At 40.7% G+C, this 15,514-nt stretch carries 20 protein-coding genes and 1 pseudogene; all 21 read left to right on the top strand.

Translation table 11 applies throughout. The features are described 5' to 3' along the window. Positions 1 to 63 precede the first annotated feature (63 nt). The 21 genes and pseudogenes from rplR to HMPREF0851_RS09530 all read left to right on the top strand — a co-directional run bounded on the left by rplR (position 64) and on the right by HMPREF0851_RS09530 (position 15,507). Positions 64 to 420, top strand: a complete 357-nt coding sequence (rplR, locus tag HMPREF0851_RS09630; RefSeq protein ID WP_000624044.1) for a 50S ribosomal protein L18 — start codon at positions 64 to 66, stop codon at positions 418 to 420. A 17-nt stretch (positions 421 to 437) separates the two neighbouring features. Beyond that, complete coding sequence (gene rpsE / locus HMPREF0851_RS09625; protein WP_000874202.1) at positions 438 to 932, top strand: 30S ribosomal protein S5; 495 nt, start codon at positions 438 to 440, stop codon at positions 930 to 932. Positions 933 to 945: 13 nt separating this feature from the next. Continuing rightward, a complete protein-coding gene (rpmD, locus tag HMPREF0851_RS09620) occupies positions 946 to 1,128 on the top strand; it encodes a 50S ribosomal protein L30 (RefSeq protein WP_000057241.1) in 183 nt (60 codons plus the stop codon). Between the two features lie 144 nt (positions 1,129 to 1,272). Then, positions 1,273 to 1,713: a 50S ribosomal protein L15 gene (gene rplO, locus HMPREF0851_RS09615; protein WP_000766077.1), complete on the top strand. Its 441-nt coding sequence runs from the start codon at positions 1,273 to 1,275 to the stop codon at positions 1,711 to 1,713. A gap of 12 nt (positions 1,714 to 1,725) precedes the next feature. Beyond that, positions 1,726 to 3,037, top strand: a pseudogene (secY, locus tag HMPREF0851_RS09610) (preprotein translocase subunit SecY). 150 nt (positions 3,038 to 3,187) lie between these two features. Beyond that, a complete protein-coding gene (locus HMPREF0851_RS09605) occupies positions 3,188 to 3,826 on the top strand; it encodes an adenylate kinase (protein WP_001050427.1) in 639 nt (212 codons plus the stop codon). A 116-nt stretch (positions 3,827 to 3,942) separates the two neighbouring features. After that, positions 3,943 to 4,161, top strand: a complete 219-nt coding sequence (gene infA / locus HMPREF0851_RS09600; RefSeq protein ID WP_001029883.1) for a translation initiation factor IF-1 — start codon at positions 3,943 to 3,945, stop codon at positions 4,159 to 4,161. Between the two features lie 24 nt (positions 4,162 to 4,185). Next, a complete protein-coding gene (gene rpmJ, locus HMPREF0851_RS09595; RefSeq protein WP_001808836.1) occupies positions 4,186 to 4,302 on the top strand; it encodes a 50S ribosomal protein L36 in 117 nt (38 codons plus the stop codon). Positions 4,303 to 4,319: 17 nt separating this feature from the next. Beyond that, positions 4,320 to 4,685, top strand: a complete 366-nt coding sequence (gene rpsM / locus HMPREF0851_RS09590; RefSeq protein ID WP_000090781.1) for a 30S ribosomal protein S13 — start codon at positions 4,320 to 4,322, stop codon at positions 4,683 to 4,685. Between the two features lie 17 nt (positions 4,686 to 4,702). Next, on the top strand, positions 4,703 to 5,086 hold the full coding sequence (gene rpsK, locus HMPREF0851_RS09585) for a 30S ribosomal protein S11 (RefSeq protein WP_001118385.1): 384 nt from the start codon (positions 4,703 to 4,705) through the stop codon (positions 5,084 to 5,086). Positions 5,087 to 5,128: 42 nt separating this feature from the next. Continuing rightward, positions 5,129 to 6,064 carry a DNA-directed RNA polymerase subunit alpha gene (locus HMPREF0851_RS09580; protein WP_000568987.1) on the top strand — a complete coding sequence of 312 codons (936 nt, stop codon included), beginning with the start codon at positions 5,129 to 5,131 and terminating at the stop codon, positions 6,062 to 6,064. 11 nt (positions 6,065 to 6,075) lie between these two features. Further along, entirely contained in the window at positions 6,076 to 6,462 is a 387-nt protein-coding gene (gene rplQ / locus HMPREF0851_RS09575) for a 50S ribosomal protein L17 (RefSeq protein ID WP_000331493.1), read from the top strand. Between the two features lie 264 nt (positions 6,463 to 6,726). Further along, on the top strand, positions 6,727 to 6,993 hold the full coding sequence (locus tag HMPREF0851_RS09570) for an ACT domain-containing protein (RefSeq protein WP_000644121.1): 267 nt from the start codon (positions 6,727 to 6,729) through the stop codon (positions 6,991 to 6,993). Positions 6,994 to 7,002: 9 nt separating this feature from the next. Then, on the top strand, positions 7,003 to 8,340 hold the full coding sequence (locus HMPREF0851_RS09565) for a PFL family protein (RefSeq protein WP_000354901.1): 1,338 nt from the start codon (positions 7,003 to 7,005) through the stop codon (positions 8,338 to 8,340). Positions 8,341 to 8,584: 244 nt separating this feature from the next. Then, a complete protein-coding gene (locus HMPREF0851_RS09560; protein WP_000241550.1) occupies positions 8,585 to 9,280 on the top strand; it encodes a histidine phosphatase family protein in 696 nt (231 codons plus the stop codon). A gap of 157 nt (positions 9,281 to 9,437) precedes the next feature. Further along, positions 9,438 to 11,939 (top strand): leucine--tRNA ligase, encoded by a 2,502-nt coding sequence (leuS, locus tag HMPREF0851_RS09555; RefSeq protein WP_000011727.1) that lies wholly within the window; start codon positions 9,438 to 9,440, stop codon positions 11,937 to 11,939. 166 nt (positions 11,940 to 12,105) lie between these two features. Next, the gene (locus HMPREF0851_RS09550; RefSeq protein WP_000603138.1) at positions 12,106 to 12,972 is read left to right on the top strand and encodes an ATP-binding cassette domain-containing protein; all 867 of its coding nucleotides are present in this window, start codon (positions 12,106 to 12,108) and stop codon (positions 12,970 to 12,972) included. After that, positions 12,972 to 13,814, top strand: a complete 843-nt coding sequence (locus HMPREF0851_RS09545) for an ABC transporter permease (protein ID WP_000880490.1) — start codon at positions 12,972 to 12,974, stop codon at positions 13,812 to 13,814. Before HMPREF0851_RS09550 ends, HMPREF0851_RS09545 begins: the two co-directional genes overlap by 1 nt. Before the next feature lie 18 nt (positions 13,815 to 13,832). Further along, the gene (locus tag HMPREF0851_RS09540) at positions 13,833 to 14,288 is read left to right on the top strand and encodes a LytTR family DNA-binding domain-containing protein (protein ID WP_000701944.1); all 456 of its coding nucleotides are present in this window, start codon (positions 13,833 to 13,835) and stop codon (positions 14,286 to 14,288) included. A gap of 9 nt (positions 14,289 to 14,297) precedes the next feature. Next, entirely contained in the window at positions 14,298 to 14,717 is a 420-nt protein-coding gene (locus HMPREF0851_RS09535; RefSeq protein WP_000825502.1) for a DUF3021 domain-containing protein, read from the top strand. Positions 14,718 to 14,811: 94 nt separating this feature from the next. Then, on the top strand, positions 14,812 to 15,507 hold the full coding sequence (locus HMPREF0851_RS09530; protein WP_001144907.1) for a GNAT family N-acetyltransferase: 696 nt from the start codon (positions 14,812 to 14,814) through the stop codon (positions 15,505 to 15,507). Positions 15,508 to 15,514: the final 7 nt, after the last annotated feature.

Below are 15,514 nucleotides of genomic sequence, written 5' to 3'. Positions count from 1 at the left end.
ACCACCAACCTATTTTCCAACTTTGTGCATAGCACACGATTTAAAACTAAAGAGGTGAAAACTGTGATTTCAAAACCAGATAAAAACAAACTCCGCCAAAAACGCCACCGTCGCGTTCGCGGAAAACTCTCTGGAACTGCTGATCGCCCACGTTTGAACGTATTCCGTTCTAATACAGGCATCTACGCTCAAGTGATTGATGACGTAGCGGGTGTAACGCTCGCAAGTGCTTCAACTCTTGACAAAGAAGTTTCAAAAGGAACTAAAACTGAACAAGCCGTTGCTGTCGGTAAACTCGTTGCAGAACGTGCAAACGCTAAAGGTATTTCAGAAGTGGTGTTCGACCGCGGTGGATATCTATATCACGGACGTGTGAAAGCTTTGGCTGATGCAGCTCGTGAAAACGGATTGAAATTCTAATAGGAGGACACTAGAAAATGGCATTTAAAGACAATGCAGTTGAATTAGAAGAACGCGTAGTTGCTGTCAACCGTGTTACAAAAGTTGTTAAAGGTGGACGTCGTCTTCGTTTCGCAGCTCTTGTTGTTGTTGGTGACCACAACGGTCGCGTAGGATTTGGTACTGGTAAAGCTCAAGAAGTTCCAGAAGCAATCCGTAAAGCAGTAGACGATGCTAAGAAAAACTTGATCGAAGTTCCTATGGTTGGAACAACAATCCCACACGAAGTACTTTCAGAATTCGGTGGAGCTAAAGTATTGTTGAAACCTGCTGTAGAAGGTTCTGGAGTTGCCGCTGGTGGTGCAGTTCGTGCCGTTGTGGAATTGGCAGGTGTGGCAGATATTACATCTAAATCACTTGGTTCTAACACTCCAATCAACATTGTTCGTGCAACTGTTGAAGGTTTGAAACAATTGAAACGCGCTGAAGAAGTTGCTGCACTTCGTGGTATTTCAGTTTCTGATTTAGCATAAGAAAGGGGATAAAATGGCTCAAATTAAAATTACTTTGACTAAGTCTCCAATCGGACGCATTCCATCACAACGTAAAACTGTTGTAGCACTTGGACTTGGCAAATTGAACAGCTCTGTTATTAAAGAAGATAACGCTGCTATCCGTGGTATGATCACTGCAGTATCTCACTTGGTAACAGTTGAAGAAGTAAACTAATGAATTTTTAGGGGATGTGGAGTATACCATCCCCTAAAACTAGATATAGTCATCTATGATGACGTTGTATAGGCGAGTTGATGGGGGAGACAACCTTTTCTCCCTTATCGGCGCTAGCATTTTACAAAAGAGGAGAAAATAAAAATGAAACTTCATGAATTGAAACCTGCAGAAGGTTCTCGTAAACTACGTAACCGCGTTGGTCGTGGTACTTCATCAGGTAACGGTAAAACATCTGGTCGTGGTCAAAAAGGTCAAAAAGCTCGTAGCGGTGGCGGAGTTCGCCTTGGTTTTGAAGGTGGACAAACTCCATTGTTCCGTCGTCTTCCAAAACGTGGATTCACTAACATCAACGCTAAAGAATACGCAATTGTGAACCTTGACCAATTGAACGTCTTTGAAGATGGTGCTGAAGTAACTCCAGTTGTTCTTATCGAAGCAGGAATTGTTAAAGCTGAAAAATCAGGTATTAAAATTCTTGGTAACGGTGAGTTGACTAAGAAATTGACTGTGAAAGCAGCTAAATTCTCTAAATCAGCTGAAGAAGCTATCACTGCTAAAGGTGGTTCAGTAGAAGTCATCTAAGAGAGGTGACCTATGTTTTTTAAATTATTAAGAGAAGCTCTTAAAGTCAAGCAGGTTCGATCAAAAATTTTATTTACAATTTTTTGTCGTTTTGGTCTTTCGTATCGGAACTAGCATTACAGTTCCTGGTGTGAATGCTAATAGCTTGAATGCTTTAAGTGGATTATCCTTCTTAAACATGTTGAGCTTGGTGTCAGGGAATGCCATGAAAAACTTCTCAGTTTTTGCTCTTGGTGTTAGCCCCTACATTACGGCCTCTATCGTTGTCCAACTCTTGCAAATGGATATTTTACCCAAGTTTGTAGAGTGGGGTAAACAAGGGGAAGTAGGTCGAAGAAAATTGAATCAAGCTACTCGTTATATTGCTCTTGTTTTAGCCTTTGTGCAATCTATCGGGATTACAGCTGGTTTTAATACTTTGGCTGGAGCTCAATTGTTGAAAACAGCTCTTACACCACAAGTCTTTATCATGATTGGTATCATCTTAACAGCTGGTAGCATGATTGTTACTTGGTTGGGAGAGCAAATTACAGATAAGGGATACGGAAATGGTGTTTCTATGATTATCTTCGCCGGGATTGTTGCCTCAATTCCAGAGATGATTCAGGGCATCTATGTGGACTACTTTGTGAACGTCCCAAGTAGCCGTATTAACTCATCTATCATTTTCGTAATCATTTTGATTATTACTGTATTGTTGATCATTTACTTTACAACTTATGTTCAACAAGCAGAATACAAAATTCCAATCCAATATACTAAGGTTGCACAAGGTGCTCCATCTAGCTCTTACCTTCCATTGAAGGTAAACCCTGCTGGAGTTATCCCTGTTATCTTTGCAAGTTCGATTACTGCGGCGCCAGCAGCTATTCTACAGTTTTTAAGCGCTACAGGTCATGATTGGGCTTGGGTAAGAACGGCACAAGAAATGTTGGCAACAACTTCACCAACTGGTATTGCCATGTATGCTTTGTTGATTATTCTCTTTACATTCTTCTATACGTTTGTACAGATTAATCCTGAAAAAGCGGCAGAAAACCTACAAAAGAGCGGTGCCTATATCCACGGAGTTCGTCCTGGTAAAGGTACAGAAGAATATATGTCTAAACTTCTTCGTCGTCTTGCAACGGTTGGTTCTCTCTTCCTTGGTGTAATTTCTATTTTACCGATTGTAGCAAAAGATGTTTTCGGACTTTCAGAAGCAGTTGCTTTTGGAGGAACCAGTCTTTTGATTATTATCTCTACAGGTATCGAAGGAATTAAGCAATTGGAAGGTTACCTATTGAAACGTAAGTATGTTGGTTTCATGGACAGAACAGAATAAAAGTATTTACATAATCAGTAAATGCTGAGGGAGTGGAGGTTTAAACTCTGATATTTGTGAGAGTTTGGTCTCCCCTCTTCTATTTTGTTTTTAAATAGGGGTGAAAAGACTTTTTGCTTCTATTTAAAAATAAAATAAGGAGATCAAATCATGAATCTTTTGATTATGGGCTTACCTGGTGCAGGTAAGGGAACTCAAGCAGCAAAAATCGTAGAACAATTCCATGTTGCACATATCTCAACAGGTGATATGTTCCGAGCTGCTATGGCAAATCAAACTGAAATGGGTATTCTTGCTAAGTCATACATTGACAAGGGTGAATTGGTTCCTGACGAAGTTACAAATGGAATCGTAAAAGAACGTCTTTCACAAGATGATATTAAAGAAACAGGATTCTTGTTGGATGGTTACCCACGTACAATCGAACAAGCTCATGCCTTGGACAAAACATTGGCTGAACTTGGCATTGAACTAGAAGGTGTTATCAACATTGAAGTAAATCCAGACAGCCTCTTGGAACGTTTGAGTGGCCGTATCATCCACCGCGTAACTGGAGAAACTTTCCACAAGGTCTTTAACCCACCAGTTAACTATAAAGAAGAAGATTACTACCAACGTGAAGATGATAAACCTGAGACAGTGAAGCGTCGTTTGGATGTGAATATTGCTCAAGGAGAACCAATCATTGCTCACTACCGTGCCAAAGGTTTGGTTCATGACATCGAAGGTAATCAAGATATCAATGATGTCTTCTCAGATATCGAAAAAGTATTGACAAATTTGAAATAAAGCGTTTTTCATACTTGCAAAAATTCGCTACAAATGTTATACTGAGATAGTCTGACTTATAATTGTTGTCTCTGTGTCTAGAGGCATCGAATCGAAATTTATGGAGGTGCTTTTGCGTGGCAAAAGACGATGTGATTGAAGTTGAAGGCAAAGTAGTTGATACAATGCCGAATGCAATGTTTACGGTTGAACTTGAAAATGGACATCAGATTTTAGCAACAGTTTCTGGTAAAATTCGTAAAAACTATATTCGTATTTTAGCGGGAGATCGTGTTACTGTCGAAATGAGTCCATATGACTTGACACGTGGACGTATCACTTACCGCTTTAAATAATCGAAAAACTTGGAGGGATAAGAAATGAAAGTAAGACCATCGGTCAAACCAATTTGCGAATACTGTAAAGTTATTCGTCGTAATGGTCGTGTTATGGTAATTTGCCCAGCAAATCCAAAACACAAACAACGTCAAGGATAAGATAGAAAGGAGAAAACATGGCTCGTATTGCTGGAGTTGACATTCCAAATGACAAACGCGTAGTAATCTCATTGACTTATGTTTATGGTATCGGACTTGCAACATCTAAGAAAATTTTGGCTGCTGCTGGAATCTCAGAAGATGTTCGTGTACGTGATCTTACATCAGATCAAGAAGATGCTATCCGTCGTGAAGTGGATGCAATCAAAGTTGAAGGTGACCTTCGTCGTGAAGTAAACTTGAACATCAAACGTTTGATGGAAATCGGTTCATACCGTGGTATCCGTCACCGTCGTGGACTTCCTGTCCGTGGACAAAACACTAAAAACAACGCTCGCACTCGTAAAGGTAAAGCTGTTGCGATCGCTGGTAAGAAAAAATAATATAGGAGGTAAAAGTCTTGGCTAAACCAACACGTAAACGTCGTGTGAAAAAGAATATCGAATCTGGTATTGCTCATATTCACGCTACATTTAATAACACTATTGTTATGATTACTGATGTGCATGGTAATGCAATTGCTTGGTCATCAGCTGGTGCTCTTGGTTTCAAAGGTTCTCGTAAATCTACACCATTCGCTGCTCAAATGGCTTCTGAAGCTGCTGCTAAATCTGCACAAGAACACGGTCTTAAATCAGTTGAAGTTACTGTAAAAGGTCCAGGTTCTGGTCGTGAGTCAGCTATTCGTGCGCTTGCTGCCGCTGGTCTTGAAGTAACAGCAATTCGTGATGTGACTCCAGTGCCACACAATGGTGCTCGTCCTCCAAAACGTCGCCGTGTATAATCATCGCATTACACTGCTTTTCGTTTAAGAGGGAGTAACTAAATGATCGAGTTTGAAAAACCAAATATAACAAAAATTGATGAAAATAAAGATTATGGCAAGTTTGTAATCGAACCACTTGAACGTGGCTACGGTACAACTCTTGGTAACTCTCTTCGTCGTGTACTTCTAGCTTCTCTACCAGGAGCAGCTGTGACATCTATCAATATTGATGGTGTGTTACATGAGTTTGACACAGTTCCAGGTGTTCGTGAAGACGTGATGCAAATCATTCTGAACATTAAAGGAATTGCAGTGAAATCGTACGTTGAAGACGAAAAAATCATCGAACTAGATGTTGAAGGTCCTGCTGAAGTAACAGCTGGTGACATTTTGACAGATAGCGATATTGAAATTGTAAATCCAGATCATTATCTCTTTACAATCGGTGAAGGTTCTTCTCTAAAAGCGACGATGACTGTTAACAGTGGTCGTGGATATGTACCTGCTGATGAAAATAAAAAGGATAATGCACCAGTTGGAACACTTGCTGTAGATTCTATTTATACACCAGTTACAAAAGTCAACTATCAAGTGGAGCCTGCTCGTGTAGGTAGCAATGATGGTTTTGACAAATTAACCCTTGAAATCTTGACAAATGGAACAATTATTCCAGAAGATGCTTTAGGGCTTTCAGCACGTATTTTGACAGAACATCTTGATTTGTTTACAAATCTTACTGAGATTGCTAAGTCAACTGAAGTGATGAAAGAAGCTGATACTGAATCTGACGACCGTATCTTGGATCGTACGATTGAGGAACTGGACTTGTCTGTGCGTTCATACAACTGTTTGAAACGTGCCGGTATCAATACTGTGCATGACTTGACAGAAAAATCTGAAGCAGAGATGATGAAAGTACGAAATCTTGGACGCAAGAGTTTGGAAGAAGTGAAATTCAAACTTATTGATTTGGGTCTTGGATTAAAAGATAAATAAAGGAGGAATAAATGGCTTACCGTAAACTAGGACGCACTAGCTCACAACGTAAAGCAATGCTTCGCGATTTGACAACTGACCTTTTGATCAACGAATCAATCGTGACAACTGAAGCTCGTGCTAAAGAAATTCGTAAAACTGTTGAAAAAATGATTACTCTAGGTAAACGTGGTGATTTGCATGCACGTCGTCAAGCAGCTGCTTTCGTACGTAATGAAATCGCATCTGAAAACTATGATGAAGCAACTGATAAGTACACTTCTACTACAGCACTTCAAAAATTGTTCTCAGAAATCGCACCTCGTTATGCTGAACGTAACGGTGGATACACTCGTATCCTTAAAACTGAACCACGTCGTGGTGATGCAGCGCCAATGGCGATCATTGAATTAGTATAAAATCATCAATTTTGTTGAGTGTTATGATGATGGAGTCTTGTGCTCTTAGTCTAGCTCTGGTCTACCGCTAGGATCTCGGTCCTAGCGGGAACACTCATCATAAGTTGGGATAGTAGACGCTTGTTTACGAAATTGTTTTTTTCCTAAGAACAACTTCGTAAGCAGGCGTTTTTGAGTATTTTCGTTAGAATTATGCTATACTATTTGAAAAGAATCCTGTTTAATGTTCAGGTTTCCTATTAAAAGAAGAATTGGAGTTTGCTTATGAAAGCGATTATAACTGTTGTTGGTAAAGATAAATCTGGAATTGTTGCAGGTGTTTCTGGTAAAATTGCAGAATTGGGTTTGAATATTGACGATATCTCTCAAACTGTTTTGGATGAATATTTCACGATGATGGCTGTCGTCTCTAGTGATGAAAAGCAAGATTTTACACGTCTTCGTAATGAATTTGAAGCTTTTGGGCAAACTTTGAATGTAAAAATCAATATTCAGAGTGCAGCGATTTTCGAAGCTATGTATAATATCTAGGAGGTTATCATGGATATTAGACAAGTTACTGAAACCATCGCCATGATTGAGGAGCAAAACTTTGATATTAGAACCATTACCATGGGGATTTCCCTTTTGGACTGTATCGATCCAGATATCAATCGTGCTGCGGAGAAAATTTATCAAAAGATTACGACCAAGGCAGCAAATCTAGTAGCTGTTGGTGATGAAATTGCAGCTGAGTTGGGAATTCCTATCGTTAATAAGCGTGTATCGGTGACTCCTATTTCTCTGATTGGAGCAGCGACAGATGCGACAGACTACGTGGTTCTGGCAAAAGCGCTTGATAAGGCTGCGAAAGAAATCGGTGTGGACTTTATAGGTGGGTTCTCTGCCTTGGTACAAAAGGGGTACCAAAAGGGAGATGAGATTCTCATCAATTCTATTCCTCGTGCTTTGGCTGAAACGGACAAGGTCTGCTCGTCAGTCAATATCGGCTCAACCAAGTCTGGTATTAATATGACGGCTGTGGCAGATATGGGACGTGTTATCAAGGAAACGGCTAATCTATCAGATATGGGAGCAGCTAAGTTGGTTGTATTCGCTAATGCTGTTGAGGATAATCCATTTATGGCGGGTGCCTTCCATGGTGTTGGGGAAGCAGATGTTATCATCAATGTCGGAGTTTCCGGTCCTGGTGTGGTGAAACGTGCCTTGGAAAAAGTTCGTGGACAGAGCTTTGACGTAGTAGCCGAAACGGTCAAGAAGACTGCCTTTAAAATCACTCGTATCGGTCAATTGGTTGGTCAGATGGCTAGTGAAAGACTGGGTGTGGAGTTTGGTATTGTGGACTTGAGTTTGGCGCCAACTCCTGCGGTTGGAGATTCTGTAGCACGTGTCCTAGAAGAAATGGGACTAGAGACAGTTGGTACGCATGGAACGACGGCTGCCTTGGCTCTCTTGAACGACCAAGTTAAGAAGGGCGGAGTTATGGCCTGCAACCAAGTTGGTGGTTTGTCTGGTGCCTTTATCCCTGTTTCTGAGGATGAGGGAATGATTGCTGCAGTGCAAAATGGCTCTCTTAATTTGGAAAAACTAGAAGCCATGACGGCTATCTGTTCTGTTGGTTTGGATATGATTGCCATTCCAGAGGATACACCAGCTGAAACCATTGCGGCCATGATTGCAGATGAGGCTGCAATTGGTGTTATTAACATGAAAACAACAGCTGTTCGTATCATTCCAAAAGGAAAAGAGGGCGATATGATTGAATTTGGTGGCCTATTAGGTACTGCACCTGTTATGAAGGTCAATGGAGCTTCATCTGTTGATTTCATCTCTCGTGGAGGACAGATCCCAGCACCAATTCATAGTTTTAAAAATTAAGAAAATAAGAGAAATTTTAAGTTCTATTTAAGGTTGGATGTGTATACTATAATCATTAAATAAAGACCTCCTAATATTATTTGAAACAGATAACTCTGATTTAGTTTGAATTTGATTTTCATCTAATATCTTTATTTAATAGAACTCCTAAACTTTTTCATAATAATCTCCTGCAAAAGTCGCCTGTATGGGTGGCTTTTGTTTTATCATCCATGATATAATAGAAGCAAACGGAGGACGGAAAATGGTAAAAGTACGATTGTATTTGGTACGTCATGGAAAGACTATGTTTAACACGATTGGTCGCGCGCAAGGTTGGAGCGATACTCCCTTAACAGCTGAAGGTGAGAGAGGGATTCAAGAATTAGGAATCGGTTTGCGAGAATCTGGTTTGCAGTTTGAGCGCGCTTATTCCAGTGATTCTGGTCGCACCATTCAGACAATGGGAATTATCCTTGATGAACTTGGCTTGCAGGGGAAAATCCCTTATCGTATGGACAAGCGTATCAGAGAATGGTGTTTTGGTAGCTTTGATGGAGCCTACGATGGCGATCTTTTCATGGGTATTATTCCTCGTATCTTTAATGTGGACCATGTTCACCAATTGTCTTATGCTGAACTGGCTGAGGGCTTGGTAGAGGTTGATACAGCTGGTTGGGCTGAAGGCTGGGAAAAACTCAGTGGCCGAATCAAGGAAGGTTTTGAAGCGATTGCCAAAGAAATGGAAGAACAAGGCGGAGGCAATGCCCTTGTCGTCAGCCACGGAATGACCATTGGAACCATTGTTTATCTAATTAATGGTATGCATCCGCATGGTCTAGATAATGGTAGCGTGACGATACTTGAATATGAGGACGGCCAGTTTAGCGTAGAAGTTGTCGGCGACCGTAGTTACCGAGAACTAGGACGGGAGAAGATGCAAGAGACAAATAATCAATAGAAGTTAGCTCCAAATGGGAGCTAATTTTTTATACTGCTACATAAGCTGGATTTGCGATTCAGTCTTTCTTGTTATACAAGCTTAAAAGAACATTTCTCGTCTTTCAAATTCCCTCAAAAATGGTATAATAGTAACATCACAAAATTGGAGAGAGACCATGAGTTTTTACAATCATAAAGAAATTGAGCCTAAGTGGCAGGGCTACTGGGCGGAACATCATACATTTAAGACAGGAACAGATGCATCAAAACCGAAGTTTTATGCGCTTGACATGTTCCCTTATCCGTCTGGAGCTGGTCTGCACGTAGGACACCCAGAAGGCTACACAGCGACAGATATCCTCAGCCGTTACAAACGTGCGCAAGGCTATAATGTCCTTCACCCAATGGGTTGGGATGCTTTTGGTTTGCCTGCAGAGCAATATGCTATGGATACAGGTAATGACCCAGCAGAATTTACGGCGGAGAACATTGCCAACTTCAAACGCCAAATTAATGCGCTTGGATTTTCTTATGACTGGGATCGTGAAGTCAATACAACAGATCCAAACTACTACAAGTGGACGCAATGGATTTTCACTAAGCTTTACGAAAAAGGCTTGGCCTATGAAGCGGAAGTGCCAGTAAACTGGGTTGAGGAATTGGGAACTGCCATCGCCAACGAAGAAGTTCTTCCTGACGGAACTTCTGAGCGTGGAGGCTATCCAGTTGTCCGCAAACCAATGCGCCAATGGATGCTTAAAATCACTGCCTATGCGGAACGCTTGCTTAATGACTTAGATGACCTGGACTGGCCAGAGTCTATCAAGGACATGCAACGCAACTGGATTGGGAAATCAACTGGTGCTAATGTAACCTTCAAGGTTAAGGGAACTGATAAGGAATTCACAGTCTTTACCACTCGTCCTGATACTCTTTTCGGTGCGACTTTCACCGTTTTGGCTCCTGAGCATGACTTGGTTGATGCTATCACAAGCACAGAGCAAGCAGAAGCCGTAGCAGACTACAAACACCAAGCTAGTCTCAAGTCTGACTTGGCTCGTACAGATCTTGCCAAAGAAAAAACAGGGGTTTGGACTGGTGCTTATGCCATCAACCCTGTCAATGGTAAGGAAATTCCAATCTGGATTGCAGACTATGTTCTTGCTAGCTATGGAACAGGTGCTGTCATGGCTGTGCCAGCCCATGACCAACGTGACTGGGAATTTGCCAAACAATTTGCCCTTCCAATCGTAGAAGTCCTTGAAGGTGGAAACGTAGCAGAAGCTGCCTACACAGAAGATGGCCTTCACGTTAATTCAGACTTCCTAGATGGACTCAACAAAGAAGACGCTATTGCCAAGATTGTGGCTTGGTTGGAAGAAAAAGACTGTGGACAAGAGAAGGTTACCTACCGTCTCCGCGACTGGCTCTTTAGCCGTCAACGTTACTGGGGTGAACCAATTCCAATCATTCATTGGGAAGACGGAACTTCAACAGCTGTTCCTGAAAGTGAATTGCCACTTGTCTTGCCTGTAACCAAGGATATCCGCCCTTCAGGTACAGGGGAAAGTCCATTGGCTAACTTGACAGATTGGCTTGAAGTGACTCGTGAAGATGGTGTTAAAGGTCGTCGTGAAACAAATACTATGCCACAATGGGCAGGTTCAAGTTGGTATTACCTCCGCTATATTGATCCACACAACACTGAGAAATTGGCTGATGAGGATCTTCTCAAACAATGGTTGCCAGTAGATATCTACGTGGGTGGTGCAGAGCATGCTGTTCTTCACTTGCTTTACGCTCGTTTCTGGCACAAATTCCTCTATGATCTCGGTGTTGTTCCGACTAAGGAACCATTCCAAAAACTCTTTAACCAAGGAATGATTTTGGGAACCAGCTACCGTGACCATCGTGGCGCGCTTGTGGCGACTGATAAGGTTGAAAAACGTGACGGTTCCTTCTTCCATATGGAAACAGGAGAAGAGTTGGAGCAAGCACCAGCCAAGATGTCTAAATCTCTTAAGAACGTTGTCAACCCAGACGATGTGGTGGAACAATACGGTGCCGATACTCTTCGTGTCTATGAAATGTTCATGGGGCCACTTGATGCTTCAATCGCTTGGTCAGAAGAAGGTCTGGAAGGAAGCCGTAAGTTCCTTGACCGTGTTTACCGTTTGATTACAAGCAAGGAAATTGTTGCAGAAAACAATGGTGCTCTTGACAAGGTTTATAACGAAACGGTTAAAGCTGTTACTGAACAAATCGAATCATTGAAATTCAACACAGCCATTGCCCAACTTATGGTCTTTGTCAACGCTGCCAACAAGGAAGACAAACTTTATGTAGACTACGCCAAAGGCTTCGTTCAGTTGATTGCACCATTTGCTCCTCACTTGGCAGAAGAACTCTGGCAAACTGTTGCAGCAACAGGTGAGTCAATCTCTTACGTAGCTTGGCCAACATGGGATGAAAGCAAATTGGTTGAAGACGAAATCGAAATCGTTGTCCAAATCAAAGGTAAAGTTCGTGCCAAACTCATGGTCGCTAAAGACCTATCACGTGAGGAATTGCAAGAAATTGCTCTCGCTGATGAAAAAGTCAAAGCAGAAATTGACGGTAAGGAAATCGTGAAAGTGATTGCGGTACCGAATAAATTGGTTAATATTGTTGTGAAATAAGATAGGAATCCTTCAGAGTAGAATCTGGAGGATTTTTTGAAGGAAAAATATAATTCTGTTTCCATCATCTCACCACTTAACCTCTCATTTTAACCACTTATCTCAAAAGTCGATTTTTCTTTCATACTTTTTGTTAAACTGGTGAGGTAAAGAGGAGGAAATAAATATGATTTTACAAGTTAAACATTTGACTAAACGGTACGGCGATTATATGGCTGTTGACGATATTCAGTTAGAGTTTGAAAAAGGGAGTTTTAATGCTATTTTGGGTCCCAATGGTGCAGGAAAATCAACCACCATTTCCATGTTAATCGGTTTGAAAAAGCCTACAAAAGGTCAGATTCGATATGCGCCAAATACGAAAATAGGAGTTGTTTTTCAAGCTAGTGTACTGGATGAGATGTTGACGGTTAGGGAAAATCTCACGATTCGTGCTCAACAGTATAAGGGAATGGGAGCAAGTCGTGTGGATGATTTGATCCATCAACTGGGTTTGACTGCTTTCCAGAAGCAACTATATGGGACTTTGTCAGGTGGGCAAAAACGTAGGGTTGATATTGCGCGTGCTCTTCTTTCACAGCCAGATATTCTTTTCTTAGATGAACCAACGACAGGTCTAGATATTCAGACTCGCAAAGCCATTTGGGATTTACTGTCTCGGCTACAAAAGGATGAAGGGATGACTATTATCTTAACGACTCATTATCTGGATGAAGCGGATGAAGCTGATCAGATTTATATCGTTGATCATGGGAAAGTGATTGCGCAAGGTTCTGCGACGGCTATTAAAAGTCAGTATGCATCTAATATTCTAAAAATTCGTTTTAAAGAAATGAAGGATTTAGAAAAGTTGCTACAGACTGGAATGACCGTAAAGGAAGAAAATGAGTTGGAATATCTTTTTTATCCAAGGACATCACTGGAAGCTATTGAATATTTGGCAAAAGTACGAGAAGAAATTGATTCTTTTGAGTTTCGTCCAGGTACCATGGATGATGCCTTTATTGCACTTACAGGAAGAGAGGTTCGCTAATGTTAGCTTTATTGAAACGGAATTTTATCTTATATTTTCGTAATCGTTCAGGAGTATTTTTCTCATTATTGGGGGCATTGATTTCCTTCCTCCTTTATATCATTTTTTTGCAGAAGAACTTGACAGACGCTTGGTCTCAACTCCCTGATAATACGAATCTTTTAAATAACTGGCTGATGGGTGGGACCTTGGCTGTGACTGGGATTACAACCAGTTTTACGGCTCTTACACAAATGGTACAGGATCGTGAAAATCAAGTGGATCAAGATCTCTTCTTGACAGATTTAGGTAGCTGGGGTTTACAGGTGTCCTATCTAATCAGTAGTATTGCCATCTCTTTTGTCATGCAGGTGTTTATGTTTGCTGTTATGGGGCTTTATTTTAAAGAAAGTCCAGTTATCAGTCATTTACCGGAAATTGCTTTGATTATGTTGTTAAGTAGTCTGCTTTCAAGTTTGATAAATATTCTCTTGATTTATCGTTTTCAATCTGTAGATAGTCTTGGCAAACTGGCAACTATAGTGGGAACTGCTTCTGGATTTTTAGTAGGAACTTATGCCCCTATTGGAGTTTTACCTGATTTTGCACAGATTATCATGAAGTGTACCCCTGCAACTTATATTGCTTCTCTTTATCGACAAATTTTAATGAAAGAGCACTTAGAGACCGCATTTACAGGAAATAGCAGCTTGTTAAAGGAATTTCAAGAAAAAATGGGAATCCAAATCAACTGGCAAGAACTATTGACAAAGGAAGAGACATACTTTATAGTGGTTATTATCAGTCTCGTCGCTATTCTTCTTTGGCTTTTATTTGTTAAAGTGTTTAGCAGGAGAAAATAAAAGTATATTGGAGAGAAAATGAAGATTCGTTTTGAAATGAAGACAGAGTTTTCCGAAAAGGACCCACAGATTGTAATTCAGGCAGCTCAGTTAACTGACCAAGCAAGGGAAATCATGGAGTATTTAGAACAATTTTCAACGACCAATCAGGTGACCATTCCTATTCGAACGGATGATTATCTGGTCATGGTGAAGAGTGAGGATCTTATTCTAGCTGATATTGACAAGAATTTATTAACCATTTATACGGTAGATGGGATTTATAAAACTAAGGAAACATTGATAAATTTTCAGAATCGGATTAATCGGCGTAACTTTATACAGATATCACGCCATTCAATTATAAACATTGACCACTTAGAATCGTTATCAGATAGTTTTTCAGGGAACATGATGGCTAAAATGACTCGGGGCATCAAATCTAGTGTGAGTCGGAAATACGTTAAGTCCTTAATGAATTATCTAGGTTTATAGGAGAAAATCATGAAACGATTAATTGATTATTTTGTATCGGGAATGCGCACGGCTTCCTTCTTTTATTTGAGTATGATGTTATTAGCTCAGTGCTATCCAAGCATTACCTATCCTGTCCCAATGGTAAAAAATATTCTAGCTCTTTTTTTAATGGGTGGAATTATGGGGGTATTGACTTTAATCCTTGAAAAGCTAGAGTTTCTTTCTTTTAGCATACGTGTAGGAGTTCATTTATTAGTGACAGCTACTGTTTTAGTATTGATCTCTCTATTTTTTGGCTGGGATTCAGCCTTGTGGAGTCCCTTGCTTTGGTTCTTTTTCTTGTTAATTTATGGATTGATATGGTTGTATCAAATCTGGCAAACTCACAAACTCACCCAACGAATTAATCAAGCCTTAGAGGATAAAAGAAAGAAAAAGGATAAATAGTGAAGTGTTTAGTATGAAGTTGGAGGAGAGTGCTAGTTTCCATTTAGAGTAATTTATGATATAGTATTTTCAGTGTAAAAACAAGGAGAAAGCTATGCCAGTAAATGAATATGGTCAGATGATTGGTGAGTCAATGGAAGGTTATACACCCGGTGCACTGCCTTCTATTGATTTCTTAGAAGGGCGTTATGCTAGGATAGAGGCTCTTTCAGTGGAAAAGCATGCGGAGGATTTATTAGCTGTTTATGGCTCTGATACGCCTCGGGAGATGTGGACCTACCTCTTTCAGGAACCAGTGACAGACAGAGAGGAACTGGTTACTCTTTTAAATCAGATGTTGGCTCGTAAGGACCGTTTTTACTATGCAATCATAGACAGGTCAACTGGTAAGGCTTTGGGAACTTTTTCTCTTATGCGCATTGACCAGAATAACCGAGCAATAGAAGTGGGGGCGGTCACTTTTTCTCCAGAGCTTAGGGGAACACGGATAGGAACTGAAGCCCAGTATCTCCTCGCTCGCTATGTTTTTGAAGAACTCCACTATCGTCGCTATGAGTGGAAATGCGATGCTCTTAACCTGTCATCAAGACGAGCTGCGGAGCGTTTGGGATTTGTCTACGAAGGAACCTTCCGTCAGGCAGTGGTTTATAAGGGGCGTACGAGGGATACGGATTGGTTGTCTATGATTGATAAGGACTGGCCCAAAGTCAAAGATCGTTTGGAAACATGGTTGCGTCCTGAAAATTTTGATAAAAATGGACAGCAGTACAAGAGCTTGAGAGAACTTTAAGAGGTGT

Origin of the sequence: Streptococcus sp. M334 (assembly GCF_000187745.1) — a bacterium.
Taxonomy (GTDB): Bacteria; Bacillota; Bacilli; order Lactobacillales; family Streptococcaceae; genus Streptococcus.
Note: the sequence above shows the minus strand (reverse complement) of the source record. Positions and strands in the feature narration are given on the sequence as shown.